The organism is Allocoprobacillus halotolerans, from assembly GCF_024399475.1.
In the GTDB taxonomy this organism is placed as follows: domain Bacteria; phylum Bacillota_I; class Bacilli_A; order Erysipelotrichales; family Coprobacillaceae; genus Allocoprobacillus; species Allocoprobacillus halotolerans.
This window is the reverse complement of sequence record NZ_CP101620.1, coordinates 492,123-516,474: the sequence shown is the minus strand read 5'-3', so window position 1 is coordinate 516,474 and position 24,352 is coordinate 492,123. Positions and strand designations below refer to the sequence as shown.

The 24,352-nt window shown below is 31.3% G+C and carries 31 protein-coding genes and 1 tRNA gene; 27 read left to right on the top strand and 5 right to left on the bottom strand.

The features are described 5' to 3' along the window. The first annotated feature begins 28 nt into the window (after window positions 1–28). The 7 genes from NMU03_RS03180 to NMU03_RS03150 all read left to right on the top strand — a co-directional run bounded on the left by NMU03_RS03180 (window position 29) and on the right by NMU03_RS03150 (window position 5,233). Window positions 29–508 (top strand): tetratricopeptide repeat protein, encoded by a 480-nt coding sequence (locus NMU03_RS03180; RefSeq protein WP_290141228.1) that lies wholly within the window; start codon window positions 29–31, stop codon window positions 506–508. A gap of 59 nt (window positions 509–567) precedes the next feature. Continuing rightward, complete coding sequence (locus NMU03_RS03175; RefSeq protein ID WP_290141227.1) at window positions 568–1,782, top strand: DUF4037 domain-containing protein; 1,215 nt, start codon at window positions 568–570, stop codon at window positions 1,780–1,782. A 22-nt stretch (window positions 1,783–1,804) separates the two neighbouring features. Continuing rightward, window positions 1,805–2,389 (top strand): DUF4125 family protein, encoded by a 585-nt coding sequence (locus tag NMU03_RS03170; protein WP_290141225.1) that lies wholly within the window; start codon window positions 1,805–1,807, stop codon window positions 2,387–2,389. Between the two features lie 59 nt (window positions 2,390–2,448). Continuing rightward, a complete protein-coding gene (locus tag NMU03_RS03165) occupies window positions 2,449–2,748 on the top strand; it encodes a PTS sugar transporter subunit IIB (RefSeq protein ID WP_290141223.1) in 300 nt (99 codons plus the stop codon). A 113-nt stretch (window positions 2,749–2,861) separates the two neighbouring features. Beyond that, window positions 2,862–4,022, top strand: coding sequence for a metallophosphoesterase (locus NMU03_RS03160; protein WP_290141222.1), 1,161 nt, complete (start codon window positions 2,862–2,864; stop codon window positions 4,020–4,022). 53 nt (window positions 4,023–4,075) lie between these two features. After that, window positions 4,076–4,960, top strand: coding sequence for an ROK family protein (locus NMU03_RS03155; protein WP_290141221.1), 885 nt, complete (start codon window positions 4,076–4,078; stop codon window positions 4,958–4,960). Window positions 4,961–5,041: 81 nt separating this feature from the next. Then, window positions 5,042–5,233 carry a PspC domain-containing protein gene (locus NMU03_RS03150; protein ID WP_290141219.1) on the top strand — a complete coding sequence of 64 codons (192 nt, stop codon included), beginning with the start codon at window positions 5,042–5,044 and terminating at the stop codon, window positions 5,231–5,233. Window positions 5,234–5,270: 37 nt separating this feature from the next. Here the strand turns inward: NMU03_RS03150 and NMU03_RS03145 are convergent, their stop codons facing one another. Genes NMU03_RS03145 through pepT form a run of 3 tightly spaced genes read right to left on the bottom strand, consistent with a single transcriptional unit; the run spans window position 5,271 to window position 7,463 of the window. Further along, complete coding sequence (locus NMU03_RS03145; protein ID WP_290141217.1) at window positions 5,271–6,068, bottom strand: diacylglycerol/lipid kinase family protein; 798 nt, start codon at window positions 6,066–6,068, stop codon at window positions 5,271–5,273. Continuing rightward, window positions 6,028–6,177 (bottom strand): hypothetical protein, encoded by a 150-nt coding sequence (locus NMU03_RS03140; RefSeq protein ID WP_290141215.1) that lies wholly within the window; start codon window positions 6,175–6,177, stop codon window positions 6,028–6,030. Before NMU03_RS03140 ends, NMU03_RS03145 begins: the two co-directional genes overlap by 41 nt. A 50-nt stretch (window positions 6,178–6,227) precedes the next feature. Then, the gene (gene pepT / locus NMU03_RS03135; RefSeq protein WP_290141213.1) at window positions 6,228–7,463 is read right to left on the bottom strand and encodes a peptidase T; all 1,236 of its coding nucleotides are present in this window, start codon (window positions 7,461–7,463) and stop codon (window positions 6,228–6,230) included. 107 nt (window positions 7,464–7,570) lie between these two features. On the opposite strand from pepT, the gene NMU03_RS03130 reads away from it, so the two are divergent. The 14 genes from NMU03_RS03130 (at window position 7,571) to NMU03_RS03065 (ending at window position 18,129) form a co-directional block, all read left to right on the top strand. Further along, complete coding sequence (locus tag NMU03_RS03130; protein ID WP_353956674.1) at window positions 7,571–8,149, top strand: ribonuclease H family protein; 579 nt, start codon at window positions 7,571–7,573, stop codon at window positions 8,147–8,149. Further along, the gene (locus tag NMU03_RS03125) at window positions 8,146–9,060 is read left to right on the top strand and encodes an exonuclease domain-containing protein (protein WP_290141209.1); all 915 of its coding nucleotides are present in this window, start codon (window positions 8,146–8,148) and stop codon (window positions 9,058–9,060) included. The genes NMU03_RS03130 and NMU03_RS03125 overlap by 4 nt, the downstream gene beginning before the upstream one ends. Further along, entirely contained in the window at window positions 9,051–9,632 is a 582-nt protein-coding gene (locus tag NMU03_RS03120) for a GNAT family N-acetyltransferase (RefSeq protein ID WP_290141208.1), read from the top strand. Before NMU03_RS03125 ends, NMU03_RS03120 begins: the two co-directional genes overlap by 10 nt. A gap of 14 nt (window positions 9,633–9,646) precedes the next feature. Further along, window positions 9,647–10,783, top strand: coding sequence for a UDP-galactopyranose mutase (gene glf, locus NMU03_RS03115; protein ID WP_290141206.1), 1,137 nt, complete (start codon window positions 9,647–9,649; stop codon window positions 10,781–10,783). A gap of 9 nt (window positions 10,784–10,792) precedes the next feature. Next, the gene (locus NMU03_RS03110) at window positions 10,793–11,098 is read left to right on the top strand and encodes a glycosyltransferase family 2 protein (protein ID WP_290141205.1); all 306 of its coding nucleotides are present in this window, start codon (window positions 10,793–10,795) and stop codon (window positions 11,096–11,098) included. Beyond that, window positions 11,053–11,808 carry a glycosyl transferase gene (locus NMU03_RS03105; protein ID WP_290141203.1) on the top strand — a complete coding sequence of 252 codons (756 nt, stop codon included), beginning with the start codon at window positions 11,053–11,055 and terminating at the stop codon, window positions 11,806–11,808. The genes NMU03_RS03110 and NMU03_RS03105 overlap by 46 nt, the downstream gene beginning before the upstream one ends. Then, window positions 11,808–12,449: a phosphatase PAP2 family protein gene (locus NMU03_RS03100; protein ID WP_290141202.1), complete on the top strand. Its 642-nt coding sequence runs from the start codon at window positions 11,808–11,810 to the stop codon at window positions 12,447–12,449. Before NMU03_RS03105 ends, NMU03_RS03100 begins: the two co-directional genes overlap by 1 nt. Before the next feature lie 67 nt (window positions 12,450–12,516). Continuing rightward, window positions 12,517–12,987, top strand: a complete 471-nt coding sequence (locus NMU03_RS03095; protein WP_290141200.1) for a tyrosine-type recombinase/integrase — start codon at window positions 12,517–12,519, stop codon at window positions 12,985–12,987. Further along, window positions 12,957–13,382: a tyrosine-type recombinase/integrase gene (locus NMU03_RS03090; RefSeq protein WP_290141198.1), complete on the top strand. Its 426-nt coding sequence runs from the start codon at window positions 12,957–12,959 to the stop codon at window positions 13,380–13,382. Before NMU03_RS03095 ends, NMU03_RS03090 begins: the two co-directional genes overlap by 31 nt. A gap of 53 nt (window positions 13,383–13,435) precedes the next feature. Next, window positions 13,436–14,413, top strand: a complete 978-nt coding sequence (locus NMU03_RS03085) for a DUF7309 domain-containing protein (RefSeq protein WP_290141196.1) — start codon at window positions 13,436–13,438, stop codon at window positions 14,411–14,413. 267 nt (window positions 14,414–14,680) lie between these two features. Then, window positions 14,681–16,108, top strand: a complete 1,428-nt coding sequence (locus tag NMU03_RS03080; protein WP_290141194.1) for a PTS sugar transporter subunit IIC — start codon at window positions 14,681–14,683, stop codon at window positions 16,106–16,108. A 125-nt stretch (window positions 16,109–16,233) separates the two neighbouring features. Beyond that, a complete protein-coding gene (locus NMU03_RS03075) occupies window positions 16,234–17,553 on the top strand; it encodes a glycoside hydrolase family 1 protein (RefSeq protein ID WP_290141193.1) in 1,320 nt (439 codons plus the stop codon). Between the two features lie 61 nt (window positions 17,554–17,614). Continuing rightward, window positions 17,615–17,815, top strand: coding sequence for a hypothetical protein (locus NMU03_RS03070; RefSeq protein WP_290141192.1), 201 nt, complete (start codon window positions 17,615–17,617; stop codon window positions 17,813–17,815). Window positions 17,816–17,856: 41 nt separating this feature from the next. After that, the gene (locus NMU03_RS03065) at window positions 17,857–18,129 is read left to right on the top strand and encodes a hypothetical protein (RefSeq protein ID WP_290141191.1); all 273 of its coding nucleotides are present in this window, start codon (window positions 17,857–17,859) and stop codon (window positions 18,127–18,129) included. A gap of 378 nt (window positions 18,130–18,507) precedes the next feature. Here NMU03_RS03065 and NMU03_RS03060 read toward each other — a convergent pair whose 3' ends face one another. Further along, window positions 18,508–20,070: a DDE-type integrase/transposase/recombinase gene (locus NMU03_RS03060; protein ID WP_290141190.1), complete on the bottom strand. Its 1,563-nt coding sequence runs from the start codon at window positions 20,068–20,070 to the stop codon at window positions 18,508–18,510. 206 nt (window positions 20,071–20,276) lie between these two features. Here NMU03_RS03060 and epsC point away from each other — a divergent pair, with 206 nt between their 5' ends. From epsC to NMU03_RS03045, 3 genes are all read left to right on the top strand, one after another. Further along, window positions 20,277–20,816, top strand: a complete 540-nt coding sequence (gene epsC, locus NMU03_RS03055; protein ID WP_290141189.1) for a serine O-acetyltransferase EpsC — start codon at window positions 20,277–20,279, stop codon at window positions 20,814–20,816. Between the two features lie 73 nt (window positions 20,817–20,889). Then, window positions 20,890–21,066, top strand: coding sequence for a hypothetical protein (locus tag NMU03_RS03050; protein ID WP_290141188.1), 177 nt, complete (start codon window positions 20,890–20,892; stop codon window positions 21,064–21,066). 67 nt (window positions 21,067–21,133) lie between these two features. Then, window positions 21,134–21,210, top strand: a tRNA-Arg gene (locus NMU03_RS03045). Between the two features lie 227 nt (window positions 21,211–21,437). Here the strand turns inward: NMU03_RS03045 and NMU03_RS17525 are convergent. Continuing rightward, window positions 21,438–21,746 carry a LytR/AlgR family response regulator transcription factor gene (locus NMU03_RS17525; RefSeq protein ID WP_353956673.1) on the bottom strand — a complete coding sequence of 103 codons (309 nt, stop codon included), beginning with the start codon at window positions 21,744–21,746 and terminating at the stop codon, window positions 21,438–21,440. 410 nt (window positions 21,747–22,156) lie between these two features. Between NMU03_RS17525 and NMU03_RS03040 the strand changes: the two genes are divergently transcribed. From NMU03_RS03040 to NMU03_RS03030, 3 genes are read left to right on the top strand one after another with little or no spacing between them, the layout of a single operon-like run. After that, window positions 22,157–23,224: a hypothetical protein gene (locus NMU03_RS03040; RefSeq protein ID WP_290141187.1), complete on the top strand. Its 1,068-nt coding sequence runs from the start codon at window positions 22,157–22,159 to the stop codon at window positions 23,222–23,224. Window positions 23,225–23,226: 2 nt separating this feature from the next. Further along, on the top strand, window positions 23,227–23,442 hold the full coding sequence (locus NMU03_RS03035) for a hypothetical protein (protein ID WP_290141185.1): 216 nt from the start codon (window positions 23,227–23,229) through the stop codon (window positions 23,440–23,442). Between the two features lie 7 nt (window positions 23,443–23,449). Continuing rightward, on the top strand, window positions 23,450–24,211 hold the full coding sequence (locus NMU03_RS03030; RefSeq protein ID WP_290141184.1) for an ABC transporter ATP-binding protein: 762 nt from the start codon (window positions 23,450–23,452) through the stop codon (window positions 24,209–24,211). The last annotated feature ends 141 nt before the right edge of the window (window positions 24,212–24,352 follow it).

Here is a 24,352-nt window from a genome sequence, read left to right as displayed (position 1 = left end):
TGTCTATTTATTTTTAAAGGAGAAAAATATGACGATACCAGAATTACAAAAACAATTGGATCAATTGTATGCAACAAATCAATTGGATCAAGCTTATGCTTTTTTACTAGAACAAATCAATACAGCAATGGAATATCAAGATGACTTAGCTATTTTGTTTTTATTGAATGAAATGATTGGTTATTTTCGTGTGACTTCCCAATTTCAATTGGGTAATCAAATTGCAACACAAATTTTGAATATTCTTGCTATGAGTGGTAGGGAACAAACTATTGATGGAGCGACTTCTTATATTAATATCGCAACATTTTATCGTGTGCAAGGACGTTATCAAGAAGCTTTAGACTTATATCAAAAAACAGAAAAGATTTATCAACAATACTTATTGCCAAATGATGAGCTATACAGTGCATTTTATAATAATTTGAGTCTTTTATATCAAGAGATGGGAGATATTCATCAGGCCATTACAATGCAAAAAAAGCCTTATCCATTGTTGAACAATTAGATGATTATCGTCAAGAAGAGGCGATTACTTATACAAATTTATCACAAATGTATTTAAGCTTGCATCAAAATAATAAAGCTAAAGAATGTATTCAAAAAGCAATTGCTTTATTTCAACAATATACAGTGGATGATCCACATTACTTTGCGACTCTTGCCTCACAAGCACAGCTTTATTATTTGGAAAAAAATTATAGTCAAGCGATTGAGATTTATGATCATGTGCTTGCATTAATTGAAAGTGTTTATGGTAAGAATAAAGATTATCAAACTATTTTAAATAATAAAGAAAAGATTGTCAAAGAAATGAAAACACTTAAAGGTTTAGATTTGTGTGAGGCTTTTTATCGACAATATGGATATCCAATGATAGAAAATGAATATGCGCATATACGTCAATATATGGCTATTGGACTGATGGGGATGGGATCTGATTGTTTAGGATATGATGATGAAATTTCTCATGACCATGATTTTGGACCAGGTTTTTGTATTTGGTTGCCTCAAGATATTTATCAACAATATGGACAAAAAATACAGGCAAGTTATGAACAGTTACCAAAAGAATTTATGGGTGTCAAGCGATTAACTTCTTTACATGGCCAAGGTCGTGTCGGTGTTTTTGAAATCAATAGTTTTTTTGAACAGTTTTTACAAAAGATTCCACATACTTTAGAAGAATGGTTATATGCTGATGAAAATGCTTTGTTAGCTTGTACCAATGGCCGAATTTTTGACGATTATTATGGACAAGTTACAGAAATCAGAAATCAATTAAAAACATTTCCTGAAGATGTTCGTATTAAAAAAATAGCACGAGCTCTTGCCAAAATGGCACAGTCTGGGCAATATAATTATGCCAGATGTATGCAAAGGCAAGACGAAGTCGCAGCAAGTCTCGCATTAAATGAATTTATTGATCAGACATTATCAGTTGTTTATTTGCTGAATAAAAAATATAAACCCTACTATAAATGGAGTTATTATGGACTCAAAGATTGCCAATCTTTACAAGCTGTAGGAGAACTTTTATTGAAACTGGTTCAATTACCCAATCAATTATCTAGGTGGCAAGGTTATCAAGTTGGAATTAACTTAGATGATCAAAAAGTAATTATTATTGAAAAAATAAGTCAAATGGTGATTGGTGAATTGCAGCGACAAGCATTATCTGACAGTCAGGATGATTTTTGGATACACATGCTCATCTTGTCATGCAAAAAATTCAAGATGCCAAGATACGATTCAAACATGTCATGGAGGGATAAAAAATGAGTGATGAAATTGTACAATTAGAATGGGATTTTTTCAACAAGTTCAACATATTGAAGGACGTGCCAGTTGTCAGGACGATTTTGAAACATTTTATTTACAAAGAAAAAGTCAATTTGACGCTTTTGATCAACAGGTACAAGTTGCCTGTTTACAGGATTTAAAAAATGCTCAAAAGATGAAAAGAAATCCAGTGATGGAAAAATATGCTTATATGATGGAATATACGGATCCAGATTATTTTTTAACGATTCAAGATCAACTCCCACAAGTTGATGAACAAAAAAGAGCTTTGATTCAAACCTTATGTGATATTGAAGTTTCAATGCGTGAAGAAATGAATCAAAAATATCCTTATCTTTTATCTCAAGCACGTTTAACCTATTCTATGCAGGATGAAAAAGATGATACATCTTTTGAAACTTATTTAAGAGGAGAATTAATGACTTATAGTGATGAAACACTTTATGTATATGGTCAAATGATTTTAAGAATGGCACAAAATCATGAAAATCTTATTGAAAAGATTTTAACGAATACTGTTCAGGCTTATGGTTATGATTCATTGGCAGAAGCTAATAAATTTATTATGGAAAGTCAAAAGCAATAGAAGTCATGATTAAATTGTGATAAAATAGAAATAGGGAATTAAAAAGGAGGAATATAATCATGAAAATCTTATTATGTTGTTTAGCTGGTGTGACATCTACTTTATTTTCATCAAAATTAAAAGATGCTGCTTCAAGAAAGAGAGTTGACGCTACTATTTGGTCTGCTTCTGAACATGCTGTTGAATATTCAAGCAATCTTGCAGATGTGATTCTTGTAGAACCTCAATTAAAAGGATCATATGAAAAAATTAAAGCAGATAACCCTGATAAACCAGTTATTCTTATTAGTGACGATGATTTTAAGAATTTCAATGCACAAAAGATTTTTGATATGGCTTATGATGCTTGTCAGAAATAATAAAATGGTAGAGAATGAATAGCTTTGCTATCCATTCTTTTTAGATAGTTTATGAAAAAGATAATTTATTTCATTGTATGTTGTCTTTGTTTGATAGGATGCCAGAAAAAATTGTGTGTAATCAAAGTGAGCTGAAAATCATTGTTGCCAGTGATTTACATTACTTTTTAAAAGATTATTATCAGGATTGTGAATGGTTTGAAGAATCGATGTTATATGGTGATGGAAAAATGGTCACTTATGGAGATGAAATCATTGATGCTTTTATCAAGGCTATTCAACAAGAACAACCAGATTTGGTTGTATTGACTGGAGATTTAAGCTTTAATGGTGAAAAAGGAAGTCATCAGGCATTGGCTGCTAAATTAGAACAATTAACTGATGACACAGTGGTGGCTGTTATACCGGGTAATCATGATGTTGATAATATATATGCCAAAGGCTATGGAAAAGATGATTATTTTGATGTGGAAAATGTTAATGCTAAAGCATTTCAGGATATTTATCAAAACTGTGGTTATCAAATAGCTTCATTTCAACATGAAAATTCATTAAGTTATCGCATTGATTTAAATAATGATTATAGTTTATTGATGATGGATTCTAATGCGCATGAACAAACCAAAATGACACTAGGATCTGGTGGTTTTTTCACTGATTCAACAATGCAGTGGTTAAAAGAACAATTGGAAGATATACAAAAAGATAAGAAAACACCACTTGTCGCGATGCACCATAACTTAGCTATTCATAATGATATTTTAAATAGTGGTTATACGATTGATAATCATGAAGAAATCGCTCAGCTTTTTGCAAAATACAATGTACCTTTTGTTTTAAGTGGGCATATTCATTGTCAAAATATCAAATCGATTGATGGTATTTATGATATTGCATCATCGTCTTTATTAGATGCTCCTTTACAATACGGAGTGATTGATTTAGATGCAAACAGTATGAATTATCATACGCAGTCACTTAAAATTTCAAAGGATGCTAATGTATATTTTGATACTGTTTCAGCTCATAAATTTGCTGAGGATTTACAAAAAGTCAGTGATTCATCAAAACGAGAAGCAATTCAAGATGTAATGGTCAAAGCTAATCGCTATTATTTTACAGGTTGTATGAATCAGTATCAAAAAGAACTTCAAGAACATCCCGGTTATCAGTATTTACAAAGCGAGGATTTAAGCTTTTACCAAGATTATTTAGAAACAATGTTGCAGGAAACAACATCTTCACAAGAATTATCAATAACTTTCAAGAAATAACTTTTGACAAAGTATAAGTTGTGATAGAATAAGTAAAAGGGAGGAATGAAAAAATGAAATTAGGTGCGATTGAAGCTGGAGGAACAAAATTTGTTGTAGCAGTTGGTGATGAAAATGGGAATGTTATCGAAAGAGATGCTTTTCCAACGACAACACCAGAGGAAACTGTTGCTAATATTTTTAAATTTTTTGATGGAAAGGATATTGAAGCATTAGGATTAGGATGTTTTGGTCCAATTGATCCAGATTTAAAGAGTCCAACATATGGATATATTACGACAACACCAAAACCAGGTTGGACAAATTATAATATCGTAGGGGCTTTACAGGAGCATTATCCTGATTTACCAATTGGTTTTGATACTGATGTTAATGGAGCTGCATTAGGTGAAGCTTATTTTGGAGCAGCGAAAGGATTGGACAGTGCTTTATATTTAACAATTGGAACAGGTATTGGTGGAGGAGCCATTGTAGAAGGAAATCTTGTGCATGGTTTACTTCATCCAGAAATGGGACATATGATTCTTGAACAAAGAGAAGATGATACTTATCAAGGAAAATGCCCATATCATGGAACATGTTTTGAAGGGTTAGCTGCTGGTCCAGCAATTGAAGCAAGATGGGGTATCAAAGGAAATGAATTACCTGCCGATCATCCTGCATGGGATTTAGAGGCATGGTATATTGCTCAAGCCTTAGCTATCTATGTTTTAACACTTTCACCAAAGAAGATTATCTTAGGTGGTGGGGTTATGCATCAAGAACAGTTATTCCCACTCATTCATAAATATCTTCAAGAAAGATTAAACGGATATGTTCAAAAAGACGAAATTACAACAGATGCTATTAAAGACTACGTTGTTTCTCCAGGTTTAGGAGATAATGCCGGTGTTTGTGGAGCTTTAGCACTTGCGAAAATGGCAAAAGATAGGGATTAATCAAATCCCTTTTATATAAAATCATATTGACATTGTATGGATAAGTCGATAAAGTAGAGGTAAGAAAACGGAGGGATTTGAATGAGTAAAAGATTATATAGATCAAATCGTGATGTCATGATATGTGGTGTTTGTGGAGGTATTGCTGAATACTTTGATATTGATCCTACAATTGTTAGATTAATTGCAGTTGTTTTTATTTTTGGTGCAGGATCAGGTGTTTTGGCTTATTTAGTAGGTGCCATTATTATTCCAAAAAATCCTTATCAATAAAATAGGTATATGAAAAGATATGAGGTCTCTCATATCTTTATTCATATTTTAAGGTTTTTGGTATGATGACACAAAGTGATTGTTTTTCAACACTGATATGAATTGGAAAAGTAGTCCCTTTTTCACCGTCAATATCATAAATAATATTTTTATCACATTCAATTGTTAATTCTTTAGCCTGAATATAAGTAATAAAAGGACTTTTTTCATGACTACTTAATGTATAATCTTTTAATAAAGAAATGAGATCTGTCGCAGAACATTTTTTAATAATCAGTAAATCTAATTGCCCATCTTGAATATTGGCATGTGGGGTAATATCTTTAAAGCCACCAACCTGTGAAGTATTGGTAATAATAAATAATTTTGCATCTTCTTCAAAATAATTTCCATCAGCTGTGATTTTTAAATGTAAAGAGGTATGCAATTGAGTTGGTAATTGTCTGATGCCACTGACATAATACGCAAGTGGACCAAATCTTTCCTTATCATTTTTAGAAACCTGAAAGCTAATGTCACTAAACATGCCACCAGCAATGACATTGGCAAAGTATTGATGATTCACTTTACCAATATCAACTTTCATGGTTTGAAAATCTTGAATCATTTGAATAAAAGCATCAGTTGTATGTGGCAAATATAAATGATTAGCAAAATCATTGACAGTACCACCTGGTAAAATCGCCAGAGGAATTTGAAGATGGTTTTCTATAAAGCCATTGATAATTTCATTGACAGTACCATCACCACCAACACTTACTACAAAATCATAATCACCATCTTTTAATGCCAGACTACGCTGATAAGCATCGCCTTTTTTGGGTATAAAAAACATCGATAGTCTGAACAATTTGTTTTAAAATCATTTGACCAATCATTTGATCAAGGTTCTTTTGAATTGTTTTTGTTCCGGAACTTGGATTAATGATAAATAGACATTTCATAATGAACACTCCTTATCTTTATTTTACCATTAATAAAAAAGAAGATAAACCTAAAATGGTATATCTTCATGAGCATAAACATTATTTCTAATTAATCTTAACAGTAATTCAACGCCTTTTTTCATCATTGTAATGGAAACAAATTCATAAGGACCATGACAATAGAAACCACCAGTACCTAGATTTGGACAGGGTAAACCAGCAAAAGAAAGACGTGCGCCATCTGTGCCACCACGAATAGGTGTGATTTCAGGGTGTAATCCTACATCTTCCATAGCTATTTCCACTTGTTCAACAATATGTGGATGATCTTTGATAATATCTTTCATATTGAGATATTGTTCATGGACTGAAATATGAATGGCTTCATAGCCATAGAAACTATTTAAATAAGCTTGAATACGAGAAAAATCATTGAGCTGTTGTTTCAGTTTTAAATAGTCATGATTTCTAACAATATATTCTAAATGTGTTTTTTCACATTGTCCTTGCATATGAACCAAATGATGGAAACCTTCATAACCATCTGTATATTGAGGTTTTTGTCCACTCGGTAACATGGAATGAAAAGTCATGGCGACTTCTTGAGAATTCACCATTTTATCTTTGGCACTACCAGGATGAATACTTTTCCCAGTGATTTCTACTAACACTTGATAAGCGTTGAAGTTTTCAAAATGGAAATGATTGATTTCTCCACCATCAATAGTATAGGCATAATCAGCCTGAAAAATATTGAAATCAAAATGTTCAGTGCCACGTCCAACTTCCTCATCTGGTGTAAAAGCAATCATAATATCATTATGTAAAAACTCAGGATGTTTAAACATATATTCAGCCATACTCATAATAATCGCAATTCCTGCTTTATCATCGCCACCTAAAAGTGTTGTTCCATCAGTTGTAACGATATCATGTCCAACCACTTTTAATAAATCAGGAAAATCTCTTGGTGTTAATAAACGATCTTCTTTTAATGGAATATCACTTCCATCATAATGACGAATGATTTGTGGATGAATGTTTTCACCACTTGCATCGGGTGAAGTATCCATATGAGCAATCAAACCAATAACATCACCTTGTTGATGATTATTGGCAGGAATTCTTCCATATACTACACCATATTCACTCATTTGTACATCAACCAGTCCTAGAATACGCATTTCTTCGACTAAGAATTGTGCAAACTCTTTTTGATTAGCCGTCGAAGGAGAAGTCGTTGAATAAGGATCAGATTGGGTAGGAAAACTTACGTATTTTAAAAAACGATTTTCTATTTTCATGTCAATCCCCACTTTCTTTATTGATTATATCATATCAAACATATTTTTTACTAGCCAAATGTCATGTTTATGATTATAATAGGGGCGGAGGTTAAAGTGATGGCAAAATATTATGCAGTGAAAAAAGGAAGGCAAACAGGGATTTTTCAACTTGGGAAGAATGTCAGTCAATGGTGAATGGATATAAAGGTGCTTTGTTTCAATCTTTTTCATCAATGTCAGCAGCAAAGAATTATTTAAAAGAAGAAACACCATCTTTTGATGAACGTGGTTTGATTGCTTATGTTGATGGCAGCTATAATCAAAAGACAAGAGAATATGGATATGGTTGTGTCTTGATTGAAGGACAAAAGGTTATTTTAAAAGTTAATGGCAAAGGGCAACATCAAGATTATGTCAGTATGCGAAATGTAGCTGGAGAGATTGCTGGAGCACATCAAGCGATTACTTATGCTATTGAACATCATTATCCCTTGATTTGTATTTATTATGATTATGAAGGTATTGAAAAATGGGCAAATCATATTTGGAAAGCAAACAAAGCAGGAACGAAGGCTTATCAGGCTTTTATTGAAGAAAGTCGTCAAAAGATAGATATTCGATTTATAAAAGTTTTGGCGCATAGTGGTGATTTATATAATGAAATGGCTGATCAATTAGCTAAGAAAGCAGTAGGTATCCAATGAGTGAACGTATAACTGTTTTTGATATCGAAGTCTTAAATCAAGATCCAGCTAGTCTATGTGCTATTGGTATTGTTGAAATTGTTGATCAGCAAGTTGTTTCGACTTATTATTCATTAATTAAGCCAAAGAACCTTAGTTTTGATCCTTATCGCTTTCGTGTTCATCAAATCCGTCCTCAATCATTGTATAAAGAAAAAACATTTGTCCAAGTGTGGAAAGACATCCATCACTATTTTGAAAATACAATCGTTGTTTCTCATGATATTCAAGGTGATATGATGAATTTAAGAGCAGCCTTAAAACAGCATCATTTGACGTATCCATGTTTGATGATGTCATGTACAAATGTTTTAGCCCATCTTGTTTATCCTGAGCTTCAAAAATATAATTTAAAGGAATTATCACAAATGAATGGTTTTGAATTTCAGGCTCATCATGCTTTAGAAGATGCAAAAGCTTGTGCCTATTTATTAATGCAGATGTGTCAGCATGAAAATGTATCAAGTTTATATGATTTACACCAAAAGTTTCATTTAGAATTTGGTGAAATGAAAGAAAACTATTATCGTAATATCATTTCTGCTGAATCTGCCAGTCAATTATTAGAAATGAATCAAAGAGAAGATGCTCTGTTGTATCATCAATCTGTTTGTTTTACAGGAAAACTCGCAATGCCTCGAGAGTTTTTAGAAGAAAAAACGAAAGAGGCTTGTGCTTTGTCAACACAACAAGTGAGTACCCATACAAATTATCTGGTCATTGGTGGTAAAGCCTATCATAAAGTACGTTTTGGCAAGGAAAATAAAAAAGTTCAAAAAGCCTTACAATTAATGAAACAGGGACAGGATTTAAGAATTATTCATGAAAAAGAATATCTTAAATTATTGGAAGGAAGAAAAGAATGTCTGTAAATATAAAAGTCGCAACGCTAGAAGATGCACAAGATATTTTAAATATTTATGCCCCATATGTCCAAACAACGAATATTACTTTTGAATATGATGAGCCTACCTTGCAAGAGATGACAAATCGTATTAAAAACACACTTGAACGTTATCCTTATCTTGTTGCGATGGTTGATCAAAAGGTTGTGGGTTATGCTTATGCCTCTCCATTTGCCTCAAGAGCGGCTTATCAATGGGGAAGTGAGTTATCTATTTATTTGGATGCTCATTATCATGGGCGGGCGATAGGGCAGAAACTGTACCAAAGTATGTTGGCATTATTAAAAGCTATGCATATTCAACATGTCTATGCTTGTATTACGCATCCTAATATCAAAAGTGAAAAATTTCATGAAACTTTTGACTTTACATATATTGGCTGTTTTCATCATGCTGGTTTTAAATTCAATCAGTGGCATGATGTTATTTGGATGGAAAAAACAATAGGTGATGAAGAAAATGTTCAACCTGTGATTCCTTTTCCATCCCTATCAAGAGAACAAATTGAATCATGTTTAGGTTTATGTTATGATAAATAAAATGAGGTGAACAAATGGATACATTAATTATTGGAAGTGGTTTTGCGGGAAGTGTTGTCGCAAGAGTTTTGGCTGAAAAAGGGGAGAAAGTTAAAATTATTGAAAAGAGAAATCATATTGGTGGAAATTGTTATGATAGATATGATGAACATGGTGTTTTAATTCATCAATATGGACCCCATATTTTTCATACAAATAATAAAGAAGTTTATGATTTTTTATCACGTTTTACAAAATGGTATGATTATCGCCATGAAGTAGCAGGAAATGTTTATGGAAAGATTATCCCTATTCCTTTTAACTTGAATACATTAATGATTGTTTTTGGTGAGGAAAAAGGGGAACGTTTAAAACAGGAATTAATTGATACATATGGAGAAAATGCCCGTGTTCCTATTTTAGAATTACAGAAAAGTTCTTCACCTGGTATTCAAGAAGTGGCGCAATATGTTTATGAAAATATCTTTTTGAAATATACAATGAAACAATGGAATCAAAAACCTGAAGAAGTTGATCAAAGTGTGACTGCAAGAGTACCTGTTTTGATTTCTTATGATAATCGTTATTTTCAAGATACATATCAAGGAATGCCTAAAGATGGTTATACCAAATTATTTGAAAACATGTTAAATCATGAAAATATTGATGTGGAATTAAATAAAGATGCGAAAGAAGATTTGATTTTTGATTTTGAAAATCATCAGATTTTTTATCAAGGTCAATTATTTGAAGGAAAAGTTATCTTTACAGGAGCAATTGATGATTTCTTTGATCATTGTTTAGGACGTTTGCCTTATCGTTCTTTACGTTTTGAATATGAACATTATTCTCAAGATTATTATCAAAGTCATGGGGTTGTCAATTATACAGTCAGTGAAGATTATACCCGCATTACAGAGTTTAAATATTTAACTGGTCAAGATATTGCAGGCACAACAATTGTCAAAGAATATCCAGAAGTTTATCATGATGAAACACAAGTGCCTTATTATGCGATACTATCACCTGAAAACTTAAAGATGTATCAAAAATATGTGGATTATGTTAAACCATTTTCACAGTTTTATTTATTAGGACGTTTAGCTCAATATAAATATTATAATATTGATGGAATAGTTGAAGAAGCTTTGAAGCTTGTTCAAACATTATAGGAGGACATTATGAAATATTTAAGTATTGCTATACCATGTTATAACTCTCAAGAGTATATGGATAAAGCGATTGAATCATGTTTGATTTTAAAAGAAGATGTGGAAGTGATTATTGTCGATGATGGTTCATCTGATCGTACAGCACAAATTGGTGATGATTATGCCACTTTATATCCTGATACAATTAAATGTGTACATCAGGAAAACGGGGGGCATGGTCAAGCTGTGAATACGGGATTAAAAATGCAACAGGACTTTATTTTAAAGTCTTGGATAGTGATGACTGGTTTGATCGTTCTTCACTTGTCAAAGTGATTGAAACCATTAAACAACTTCATGCAAAAGATGAAGATGTTGATTTATTTATTGCAAATTATGTTTATGAAAAACCAAGTGTCAATAAATCAAGTGTGATTAAATATACAAATGCCTTACCTCAAAATAGAACATTTAGATGGTATGATTTAAAACATTTTTATCCACAACAAAACTTATTAATGCATAGTGTGATTTATCGTACACAATTATTAAGAAATTGTAATTTAGAATTACCAAAACATACATTTTATGTTGATAATTTATTTGTTTATCAACCATTACCTTATGTCAATACACTTTATTATTTAAATGTTGATTTGTATCGTTATTATATTGGTAGAGAAGATCAATCTGTTAATGAAAAAGTTATGATTTCTCGTATTGATCAACAAATTAAAGTGAATAAGTTGATGATTGATTGTTGTGATGTGATGCAATTAAAGAGTCGTAAATTAAGAAATTATATGGTTAAATATTTATCTATGATTACAACTGTTTCAACGGTTTTATTAATAAAATCAGGAACAGAAGAACATCTCCAAAAGAAAGATGAACTTTGGAATTATTTGAAAAATAAAAATCCCGAACTTTATAAAGCAGTTAAACATACATTATTAGGATCAGTAGTGGAATTAGATGGACGTGTAGGTAAAAAAGTGATTACTACAGGTTATGCGATTTCAAGAAAGTTATTTGGATTTAACTAATGAAGTCTATTTTGTATCGTTATCGTCATGCTTGGGTCTTTACATATTTTATTATTTATTTGCCATGGTATTTTGGATTACAGTTAAGAGATATTTCTTTTCATGATGTTTATGTGACAATAGATGCGATGATTCCTTTTGTTTCATGGTTTATCTATCCTTATATTTACTGGTTTCTTTTTGTAGCGGGAACGATTGCTTATTTGTTTTTTTGGCATCGTCAGGATTTTTATAAATGTGTTGCTTTCCTTTTTATTGGTATGACCATTTGTTTAATAATTTTTACAATTTATCCAACTAGCTTTGATCATAGACCAGTGCTTGAAGGAAATTCTTTATCAATCTATTTAACTGAATTTATTTATCAGGCAGATAAGAGTCAAAATGTTTTTCCAAGTATCCATGTTTATAATTCAATAGGGTGTGCTATTGCATTAATCAAGTGTCAAGATTTTAAACATTCAAGGATTATGCAAATCTTTGCGATTGTATCTGCCTTGATGATTACTTTATCAACAATGTTTGTGAAACAACATTCTATTTTGGATGCTGTGGCAGCTTGTTTGCTAGCGATAATTTTATATATTTTGATTTATAAAGTTGATATTTTTCAAATTGAAAAACGTGTTTTACAAGAATAGTGAGTCACTATTCTTTTTTCTTTTATTTTAAACATTTTGTATAATGAGTAAAAAAGGAGGAAAAAATATGCAACTAACATTAGAACATTTATCATTTTATTTAAGTCAGTGTGAAAATAAAAGATTAAGTCAACATACTTTAAAAGCATATCGCATTGATTTAAAACAATTTTATTTCTTTATGATGGATAAAGAATTAAACAAAGAGGAAATATCCTATTATATTCATTATTTAAATGGAAAGTTTAGACCTAAGACAGTGAAACGTAAGTTAGCCAGTTTACATGCTTTTTTTGAAGATATGGTATTTTATGAAATGTTTCAGGAAAATCCTATGAATAAAATTAGATATAAAATTCAAGAAGAAAAAACTTTACCACGCATTATCCAATATCATCAATTACAAGATTTATTTCATCATTTAAATCATGAACATCATGCTTTTATTCAAAGAGACAAAGCTGTTATAGAATTACTGATGTCTACGGGTATTAGAGTTTCAGAGCTTTGTGCTATCAAAAAAAGGATATTGATTTAGAAGAAAAATATTTGATTATTTATGGAAAGAATGCTAAGGAAAGAGTGATTTATCTTGGGCATGATGTCTATAAGGCGCTAAAAAACTATCAACAGGTCTTTTTTGATAAAATGCAACAACAAGAGTATTTTTTTATGAATAATCAGTATCATCGTTTAACTGATCAATCAGTGCGTCATATTATCAACAGGTATACCAATGGATATCATGTCACACCACATATGTTTCGTCATACTTTTGCGACGATGTTGTTAGAACAAGATGTTGATATTACTTATATTCAAAAAATATTAGGTCATAGCTCTATCACAACAACGAGTATTTATGCTTATGCCTCTTTGCAAAGACAAAAAGAGATTATGATGAATAAAAATCCTCGTCAATTAATTAAATAATGATTTCTTTTTCCTTGTTTTTATATATAATAAAAACAAGGAGATAAGATAATATGAAACAAAAAGAATTATGGAAAGAATTATATAGTTGTGTAAATGAGTGGATTCAACTTCAACCTTGGCAACATGTATGGAGTCAGGATTTTGTAGGTATAGAAATCAATGATACAACTTATTATTGTACAATTATGGGAAAATTAGGTGATTGTATTGGTTTATCTATTTATGAAGGTGAACAGGGTTGGTCTGATTTGCAAAGTATATCTTGTGAATATGAAGAAGTGAGAGTAACACAGTATGTAATGTATGATCAGACATGTTTAACGTTCTATATGGGAAATCGTGAAGAAGTGCCTAAAGGACAAAAAGAAATGATAAAAGCACTGGGATTTAAATATCGTGGAAGAGGAAACTGGCCTTATTTTCTATCATTTCAATCAAGATTTTATCCTTATGAAATCAATGATATTCAAGCACAAATTATGCTTGATGTTTTTAAACAATTGATTCCTTTGATGAAAGCTTATATGCATCAAGAAGTCGATGTTGATTTTGAAGAAGGTCAAATGCTTTATGCTTATTATGATCAAAAATGGATTTATGAAGCAAGAGATTTACCTTTGGTCAAAGATAAATTTCCTAGATTAGAATTGACTGACAAAGAATTTGTTAGAAATCTATCGCAAAGTTCTAGAGAATTTATCATTGATTTAGAATATCTAAGAGGTGGTTTTATAGATGAAGCATATGATCGTCCTTTAAGTGGTCTTGTCTTTTTGGCAATGGAATTAGAATCACAGGAAATTGTCAATGCTAAGATGCTAAAAGTGGAAGAAGAGCAATCACAAGAATGTTTGTATTTATTCTGTACATTACTTGAAGAGTATGGCAAACCAACAGATATCTATGTTAGAAATCCAAGAGTCTACAACGCTTTATCATCTCTATGTCATGAGTGTGGAATAGAAATACATATCACACCTTTATCTATGATTGATTTCATTTTAGATGATATGGAAGCATTTATGTAAAACAGATTGTAATAAAAGGCGTTATCTTTATTGATAACTGCCTTTTTATAATTGGAGCAAAAGGGAATGATAGTTGTCAATTTTTATCAAAAATGAAGGTATAAGGTTCAAAAATAAGTAAAATAAAATAAAAAATAAGTAAAAAAGTAGCCTTAAAACCATACTTTATTGGAAAAGTACCATACTTTTCATATAAAAGCATTGACCTTTATAGAAAAAAATTTTATACTTATATTGTCAAAAATATTTTAAGGGAGGAAAAATTTTATGGATGCTTTTGCTGATAAGCTAGGGCGTATTGGAGCTTGGTGCGGTCAAAACAAGTACTTAGGTTCTATTAAAAATGCGTTCCAAAACTTTATGCCAGCAACTATCGCTGGTGCCATTGGGGTTTTATGGACAAACGTATTGGTTAACAGTTCAAGTGGTTTAGGAGCTTTATGGGAACCAATCATGGCTTTAGAAGTAATTAACCCTGTATTCGCTGCAATTCAATTTGCAACTATCTCATGTATCTCTATTGGTATTGTTATGTTAGTAGGGCAAGAAATTGCTGAAGCTAACGGAGAAACTGGAGCTTTCCCAGCAGTATTATCATTTATTGCTTGGTTAGTTGTTACTCCAAACAGCAACTCTGTAGCTGGTTTAGGTCTTACTGATGCAGCTGGAAAAGCTGTAATGACTGTAGGTGCTGATGGTAAAGAAGTCGCTATGACAATTGGTCAACAATTAGGTGATTTAACTCCAGGTGCTTTCTCTGGTATTAGTGCTAACTATACTGGTGCAACTGGTTTATTCACTGCATTAATCGTTGGTATCGTAGCTATGGAAATTTTTGGATGGTTAAGAAAACAAGATGCATTAAAGATTAAAATGCCTGAACAAGTACCTCCAGGTGTATCTCGTGCATTCGAAGTTTTAATTCCAGCATTCTTAATGTTAGTTATCGTTGGATTAATTGGTCATGTTGCATATTTAGCAACTGGTAAATATTTAAATGATTTAATTTCATACTATATCCAACAACCATTAAGTAAAATTATTGGTGGAAACATTTTCGCTGTATGTTTGATGTATGTATTAATCTCATTATTCTGGTTAGTTGGTATTCATGGTAACAACATGATGGCTGCTATTAAAGAACCAATCTTCAAACCTTTATTATATGCTAACACTGCATTATTTACAAAAGGTGAAACTATGCCATTAACTCCTGAAATTGAAGCAATGGGTTGGCAAAAATTAAACTTAGGTATGTTAGTTATGTTTGGTGAATTCGGTGGTTCTGGGGTTACTTTAGGTTTAGTTATCGCTATCTTTATCTTTGGTAAACGTGCTGATAACCGTGCTATCGCTACATTATCAGTAGTTCCTGGATTATTCAACATCAACGAAACTGTAACATTTGGTATTCCATTGGTATTAAACCCAATCTTAGGTATTCCATTTATCTTAGCACCTGTATTAAGTATTATTATGGGTTATGTATTAACACTTATGGGAATCATGCCTTTAGTTGTACTTGAAGTACCATGGACAATGCCACCTGTCTTCTACGGATTCTTAGCAACTGGTGGTAACCCAATGGGTGCTGTATGTCAATTGCTTGCAGTTGTATTAGTTACAGTTATCTATACTCCATTTGTTATCTTCTATGAAAGATATCAAAATAAACAAGCTGCTGAAGCTGAATAAGAATTAAAATTGAAATAAAAAGGTTAATGCTTAAATAGTTTGCTATTGAAAGCATTCAACCTTTTTTATATCATGATAAATAGCAAGGAGTGAGACAATGGGATTTCCTGATCATTTTTTATGGGGTGGAGCTGATTACTGCACATCAAAGTGAAGGAGCATATCAATTAGGTGGCAAAGCTTCTGCGGTTTGTGATTTATTAGCAAGAGCAGATGCATCAGATTTTCATGATGGTATTGATAGTTATCATCGTTATGAAGAGGATTTTGCTTTATTTGAAGAAATGGGCTTTCAATGTTATCGTTTTTCAATAGATTGGTCGAGAGTGATGCCTGATGGTTTTCATTTCAATGAGGAAGGAATGGCTTTTTATGATCGTTTTATTGATAGTTTGATTGCTCATGGTATGGAACCAGTCTGTTCATTATATCATTTTGAAATGCCAATGATTCTCCATCAAAAATATAATGGTTTTTATTCACGTATTGTTGTTGAGCAGTTTATAAAATATGCTTATAAAATGATAGATAGATATGGTGATCGTGTTAAAAAATGGATTTCTTTCAATGAGCATAATGGTATTATTTTGGACGGTCATAAATTAGCTTATGGAGCTATTTGTCCTGAGGGTGTCAGTGAGGAATTATTTTTTCATCAATTAATGCATCATTCGCTTTATGCTCATGCCAGAGTTACTGAAAAAGTGCATACGATTGAAGATGGTTTAATGTTGGGAATGCTTTTATATATTCCTCATTATGGGGCATCATGTCGTCCATTGGATGAATTGATGGCGAGAAATCATATGGCCAAAACAAATGTTTTTTTAGATGTTTTTGTACATGGTGAATATACACCTTATTTTTTAAATAAAATGAAACGTGAACATACAATGCCTATAATGGAAGAAAATGATTTGAAGGTTATGAAAGAAAATACGGTTGATTGGATATCTTTAAGTTATTATAATAGTGATGTTGTTCAATATACCCATCATTGTTATCAAGCTATGAATAATCCTTATTTAGAAACATCGAAATGGGGATGGTCAATTGATCCAATTGGACTTCGGATTGCACTTAGAGATATTTATGAAAAATATCGTTTACCTGTGATGGTTGTAGAAAATGGTTTAGGTGTAGAGGATCATTTTGAAAATGATACGGTTATAGATGATGAACGTATTGCTTATTTATGTCAGCACATTCAACAAGTTGGTAAAGCTATAGATGAAGGTGTGGATTGTCGAGGTTATTTGGTTTGGGGACCTATTGATATTTTATCTTCTCAGGCTGATATGAATAAGCGTTATGGAATGATTTATGTTAATCGTGATAATGATGATTTGAAGGATATGAAACGATATAAGAAGAAATCTTTTGAATGGTTTAAAGAGGTTATTTCTACAAATGGAAAATCTATAGAAAGTGATAATGATTTTTAAAGTTTAAATTGTTATTTATTTATATATCATGTATAATAGACAAAGGGAAGCGAGGATTTTTATGGAAGAAGTTAAAGAGTTCAAATATAGAATCAATATGGCGACAATTATTTTTCTTGGAGCATTAGTTTTTTATACAGTATTTACAGCATTTACACAAAGTATGCAGTCAACTATTGTGATGGTTATTTTCACTGCCCTTTGTTTTATTGTATTTATTGGAATGCGTCCTTATAAATATTCAATTCAAAAAAGGAATTAACAGTTCATTATGCTTTATGGAAAAATAGTCATGTCGATTTAATGCATTGTGAAACAATTTGTGATCCTGTTCCACGTTGGGCAGATTTAGCGACAAGACCACATGCGATTGAAATTTACACAGATGTTAAGAAAAGATATTGTTTCTTTCCTAAACAAAGAGTTGAATTTGTACATGAAGTTATGAAAGCTAATAAAAGAATTCATTGTACAGTTCAAGAGTATACTGATGTATATCGTATTTTAGAAAAGAGAGATCGTAAGGAAAGAAGAAAAGCAGAAAAGAAAGCGGCAAAAGAAGCGCAATCAAAATAATTTCAAATTCTATATTGAATAGTAAGAATAGCTAAGAATGAGCTATTCTTTTTTTAAAATAGAATATAAAAATAGGATAAAAGTGAAAACATGAAAGTATGAAATATCATATGATAATATAAAAATGATAATATGATTTGTCTAATTGACTATTTTATGATTAAATATAAAGAAGGTAGAGTCAAAAATCTATGAAAGTTTTACTCTTTGCAACTTTACAAAGTGTACGATGACTCTGGCAGGATGTATTTATTTGAAAATCTTTCTTTGTCTTTTTCCAAAATTTACGGACTGCCATCTTTCCAATAAAAAAAGCCCATTTTTGGGCGCAATGAGGGTATCGTTTCTCACGTCATTTTTTTAAAAATGGTGAACTTTCTATGCTGCGTGATATTGTGAGCTGTACTCGATAAGTTGCAGCCATCTGTCAGGCATAAGCATATCCTTTTTGAACAGACCGTCATCAACAGGCGTCTTATAGTTCAGTGCTGAATGCCTTCTTAAGAAATTGAAGAAGCATACAAACAGGACCATATAACTATTTGCACATTCAAGCCTGTCATAGCCATTTGTTCCCTGATAGTTTTGCTTGTATGTCCTGTTGAGGCGCTCCTCAATCTGCTTGAAAGGTCTGTATTTCTGTGATTCCTCATCAAGATTCTTTACACCGATGACCTGATGCAGGTCAAACTTGATTCCATTGATTTCAAAGAAAACCTGTGCTGCATTATAGATTGGATTCCCATCTGTTATAAGAGTCATGTCATCTGGGATTTCACTGTAATGACTTAGACACTCATAAATAGATGTACAGGCACATTTTGTATCTCTTACGGGATAAATTGTGTAAGAAGTGATGATCTTTGTCTTGGGATCAGACCAGAAGAACACGTAATGATTCTTGCCTCTTATCTTAATATAGGTTTCATCGCCGGACAATATGGAGCCAAGCCTGTATGGATACCTGTCAACAAGAGGCTTGACCAGACGTGATACAGTTGTCGCATAGTTGATGACTGTCTGGTGTGATATTTTAAAGCCATGGACTTCCCTGATGATCAGTGCAGTCTTTCTTGAAGAAAGACCATAGTTGACGTAATAGGTCAATGCCAATCCAAGGATTCTGTGATCAAAATGAATTCTTGAAAGATTGACAGGAGTTGTGATGTTTTCTTCAGCCTTTTTAAGATTGTCAAGATTGAACTTGAAGTCACGATAGTGATAGCGAAGCCTGTACTGATTGCTTGAAGTCAGAAGGTGTTCTCCCTTTCCTTCATCGACAAGCTTTTTGTTTTTGATGTAATAGGGGCATTTCATGCTTGGGCATACAAAAACAAGATATCCCTGGCGGTCGTGCTTCATATCAAGCTTTTTGCCACAATGAGGACAGAAGATGCCCGTTTCACCGGAAAGAGAGATCTTCAGGGAGAATGTCTGGCAGCATACCTTGCACATGAACTGACCGCGACCATTGTTGTCATAGATATATTCATGAGGAGCACCACAAAAAGGGCAGACACCCTTAAAGTCAAAATTATTGTTTCTTCTGTTGACAGGCTTGATAGGACGACCATCCTTTAATGCATTTCTAAGAATATCTTCAAAACTCAGCTGAACAGGTGCTTCCTTTTTGAAGACAGGAGGCTCGTCAATTTTAAAGTCGGCATAAGGAATGGTATGATCATTCTTATTGGATTTCTTTAATTTCTTAAACTCTTTTTTAAGAGAGGGATTGATGTGTTTATCAAAGAAATCAATCATCCAGTCGAGATGGATTGTCACCTGCTCAAGGTGATAAATAAAATCAGAGGAATTAAGATGATACTCAACAGAATGAGGGATAGACTTTATCAACTGAAAGAAATCAATATATTTGGAAAACTTAAAGTTAGATTTAGAAAAAGAATTTAAATTATTTAAGATATGTGTTATAGTATTCATGTGAAATATCCTTTCGTTAGATTTTGTGTAAAGAATACTATAACATGGATATTTCACTTTTTTAATACAAATTTTAGAGAAATAGTAAAAAAATAAGAATACAAATTATTATTAAAATAGAACAAATAAAACAAATCAAGAGTAGTGCATTTGTGTTGTCATATAGCAACTTTTGACACTACCATAAAGAAAAAGAGGTGAGGAAAATGGCGAAAACATTAATAGGAAGAATATTAGAAATGGATCCAGCGGCACGACATCCTTTGAATGTTGTGATTAATTATCCAGGATTACATGCTATGTTTATGTTTCGTATTTATCATTTTTTATGGAAGAATTTGCATTTGAAATTGATTGCACGTTTTTTAAGTCAAGTGGCACGATTTTTAACAGGGATTGAAATTCATCCTGGTGCTACCATAGGAAAACGTTTCTTTATTGATCATGGTATGGGTGTGGTTATTGGAGAAACAACTATTATTGGTGATGATTGTAGCTTGTATCAAGGTGTCACTTTAGGGGGAGTTGGAACGGGGGAACATAAAGTGAAAAGACATCCAACATTAAAAAATAATGTAATGGTTTCAGCTGGTGCTAAAGTTATTGGGGATGTGACAATTGGAGATAACAGTATTATTGGAGCATCATCAGTTGTTTTAAAGGATGTTCCACCTAATTGTACAGTTATTGGCATTCCTGGGAGAATTGTTAAAGAAAATGGTCAAAGAGTTGATAAGGAATTGTAAATATTGTATCTTTGCTATACTTTATTCATAAAAACCCTTCTGTTTCATAAAAATGAAATAGGAGGGTTTTATGATGTCTATTGATATACAAGCCGCTTTATACTATTATAATTTAGGTTTATTGAAAAGAGAAAATCATTTATATTGTTTAGTGGATTTAAAGACAGGGGAATGGTATGAGATGATGACTATTTATTATATTGAAACATTATTGAAAAGATGGAACCAATATCGAATTATAATTCAATAATTGAATTATATGACATTCCATGTTAGAATAAATCATGTTGAAGATTTTATATAGAATCTTTCTATTTGCCCTTGTAGCTCAGTTGAATAGAGCAATCGCCTCCTAAGCGATAGGTCGTGGGTTTGAGTCCCACCTTGGGTGCCACCAATAATGCTGAAAGCCTTAATGTGTAGGTTTTCAGTTTTTTATTTTAAGTTTATTTCCTGTTTATTGTATTTCTTACATGATTAAAAATGCTTTGATGTGAAAGCCTTTTGCTTGTCATTGAAGCTTGTTTATCAGCTTCATCCAGCTTGATTTCTATTTTGTTTATTGAATGAGATACGTGTTTAAAATGAAATTGTTTCTTTGAATGTTTTTGTGTCATTTTTCTACTCCTTATCATGCTTAGTTAAAGAATGTTTGTATTTTTGTCCTATAGGAATAATATATCCGTTATTTAATATGATATTATTTTCTTTTATTGAAGAAATATAGTCTGTATTAATAATAAATGATTTATGGCATTGAATGAATTTAATGCCAAGTTTATGTTGTATATTTTTTAATGGACATCTTAATGTATATTGTGTAAGTTGAGTATGAATAACGATACTATTTCTATAGGATTCAATATAAATAATATTTGATTTTTTAATTTGATAATAGATATTTCCTTTATTGAAATAAAGAATATTCATATGTTCATACAAAATACTTTGGCTTTCTAAAATTGCTTTATATAAGTCTTTATATAAAAATTTATTCCTGATGTAATAATTAATATAAATACTTTGTTTATCAAAAATATTTTCATGGTTATTAAAAACATAAAAAACAAGATTTCTTTTTTGATAAATATTCAATTGTTTTAATAGAGTATAGTCATCAAAAATAATAATATCATATTGTTTGTTGTTATTGAAAGAAGTAAAAATATTTATTTTAATTATTATTGTTTTTTGATATATGCGTATCTATTTTGATTTTCATGAATATGTTGTTGAAGTCACTTTCTTGTATTTTGTGTCATAAGGCTTTACATGAGTGCATATTTACATGAGTGCATAAATGATAAAAAATAAAAATAAGAAAGGAAAGGAGTGGTTTGATGAAACAAATTATTTTAGCCGTAAGGATGTTGAAAAAAGACTGGAAAAGCAATGTCTATTATACAGTGATGTTAGCAATTGTCAGTGCAACAGCTTTTATCTTTGGTGGTATTTCACAAAATGTATATCTTCAAGTCGCAATGGATACAAATCTATATGGAAAACTTATTCCAAGATATAGTGAATTTATTATTATGATTGTTGTTGGTTTTTCATTATTTTTAGCGTTTCATGCTTATTTATATGCATTAAAAAGAAAATCTCAGGAGTTAAAATTGATCAAAGCAGCTGGAGGATCGTTAATAAAGATGACGGTGTTTTTAAGCATCCAAAACATCATATGTATTTTATTAGGATCAATAGGTGGACTGCTGATTGGTCTGATTATTCAAACACTTATTCATTTCATTATCTATACTTATTTAAATATTCAAGCACCATATTTTATGATTGATATAACATCGATGATAGATAGTTTTTTAATCCATATCTTTTCTTTTGTTATAACAACAATCTTAGGATGTGGATATATTCATAGAAATGAAATTCAGAATTTATCTGATCAAAGAACAGATTGGACAAAAGATAAACGTATTGTTCGTTTTCCTAGTTTTATTCATATTTTCTTATATGTTTTAGGAATTATTATGTTTTTAACTGCTGAGGATGAAACTTTATTAATGGGAGCAATCGCTTATTCTCTCATAGGGTGTTGTGGAGCGAGTGGTTTGATTAGACAAAAGGTGTGTGAAATTTTAAGACAATCTATTTATAAAAAAGAGAGAATGGATAAAATACAAAATATTGTTTTCCATAGCTTAATTTATACTTTAAAACAAAATTTTCTTTTGGTCTTAGGTTTATTATTTTCTTCTACAGCTATGATGTCTTGGACAATCAGTTGTGTGAATCAACCTAAAGAATTTATTGTGGCTTTTCTATCATTTATTTGTTCATTAATTTTGTTGTATAGCAGTGCTTTTTCAATGTTTTTAACAGAATGTAAAAAAGAGAGAGTGATTATGAACTTTTGTGGAAATGTGGATTTTCTTTTCATGATATTTTGATAATGGTAAGGAAAGAAATTGTGATGTTTTATTCTATTATTTTTGGTTTTTCGATTGTGTATATTATTTTAATGTTGGTAAGATTTATTTTATTGGATTCAACACATTTTGTTGTTGCTATTGGTTTGTTGTTGAGCTATTTAGTTATCTTAATGAGTATGCTTATTCTCACAATATTATGTGTATGTCGTCATATGAAACGATATCAAAGGGGGTAAAAGAATTATGAACTCAATTATTGAAATTAAGAATTTGTCAAAGATTTATGATGAAGTACTCAGCCATCCTACTTTTGCTTTAAAGAATATTGATTTTTCTATGGAAAAGGGTGAATTTGTGTGTATTATGGGACCTTCTGGAGCAGGAAAAACAACATTATTGAATTGTATATCTTTGACTGATACACCAAGTCAAGGAAATGTTCAGTTAGATGGTCAGGATGTTCATAGTTTGTCATCAAGAGAACTCACAAAATTGCGATATCAAAAACTTGGTCTTGTTTTTCAAAAAGCCAATTTATTGCATTATTTAACTATATATGAAAATATTGCTTTTCCATTGACATTATTTAATGAAAAGACAAAAGATATTGATGATAAAGTGCAACAGGTTGCGAGAAATGTAGGCATTGAAGAACTTTTAAAAAAATATCCTTTTGAATGCTCAGGTGGTCAAAATCAACGTGCAGGTATATGTCGTGCTATTGTAAATAATCCAAGTATTCTGATTGCTGATGAACCAACAGGTAACCTTGACAGTGAAAACTCACATGAAATTATGCGTTTGTTCCAATCACTCAACAACCAAGGAATGTCTATTTTAATGGTTACACATGATCCTATGATTGCCTCATATTCTCATCGTGTTATTTATATTAAAGATGGAGAAATTAAAATGGAGGTTTCAAGAGAAAATAAAACTCAAAATGAATATTTTTATGAAATTGTAAAGATGAATTCTAAGGAGTCACTCATAATTATGGAATAAAGTATTACATTTATTCTATCGTCGTTATGAATTGAACAATAAAAAGCTATTATCTCAAACTTTTTAAGCTGATGACTATTCAGCTTTTTTTGTTTTCTATCAATTTAATGATAATCATGTTCTATCTCATTATAACAATTA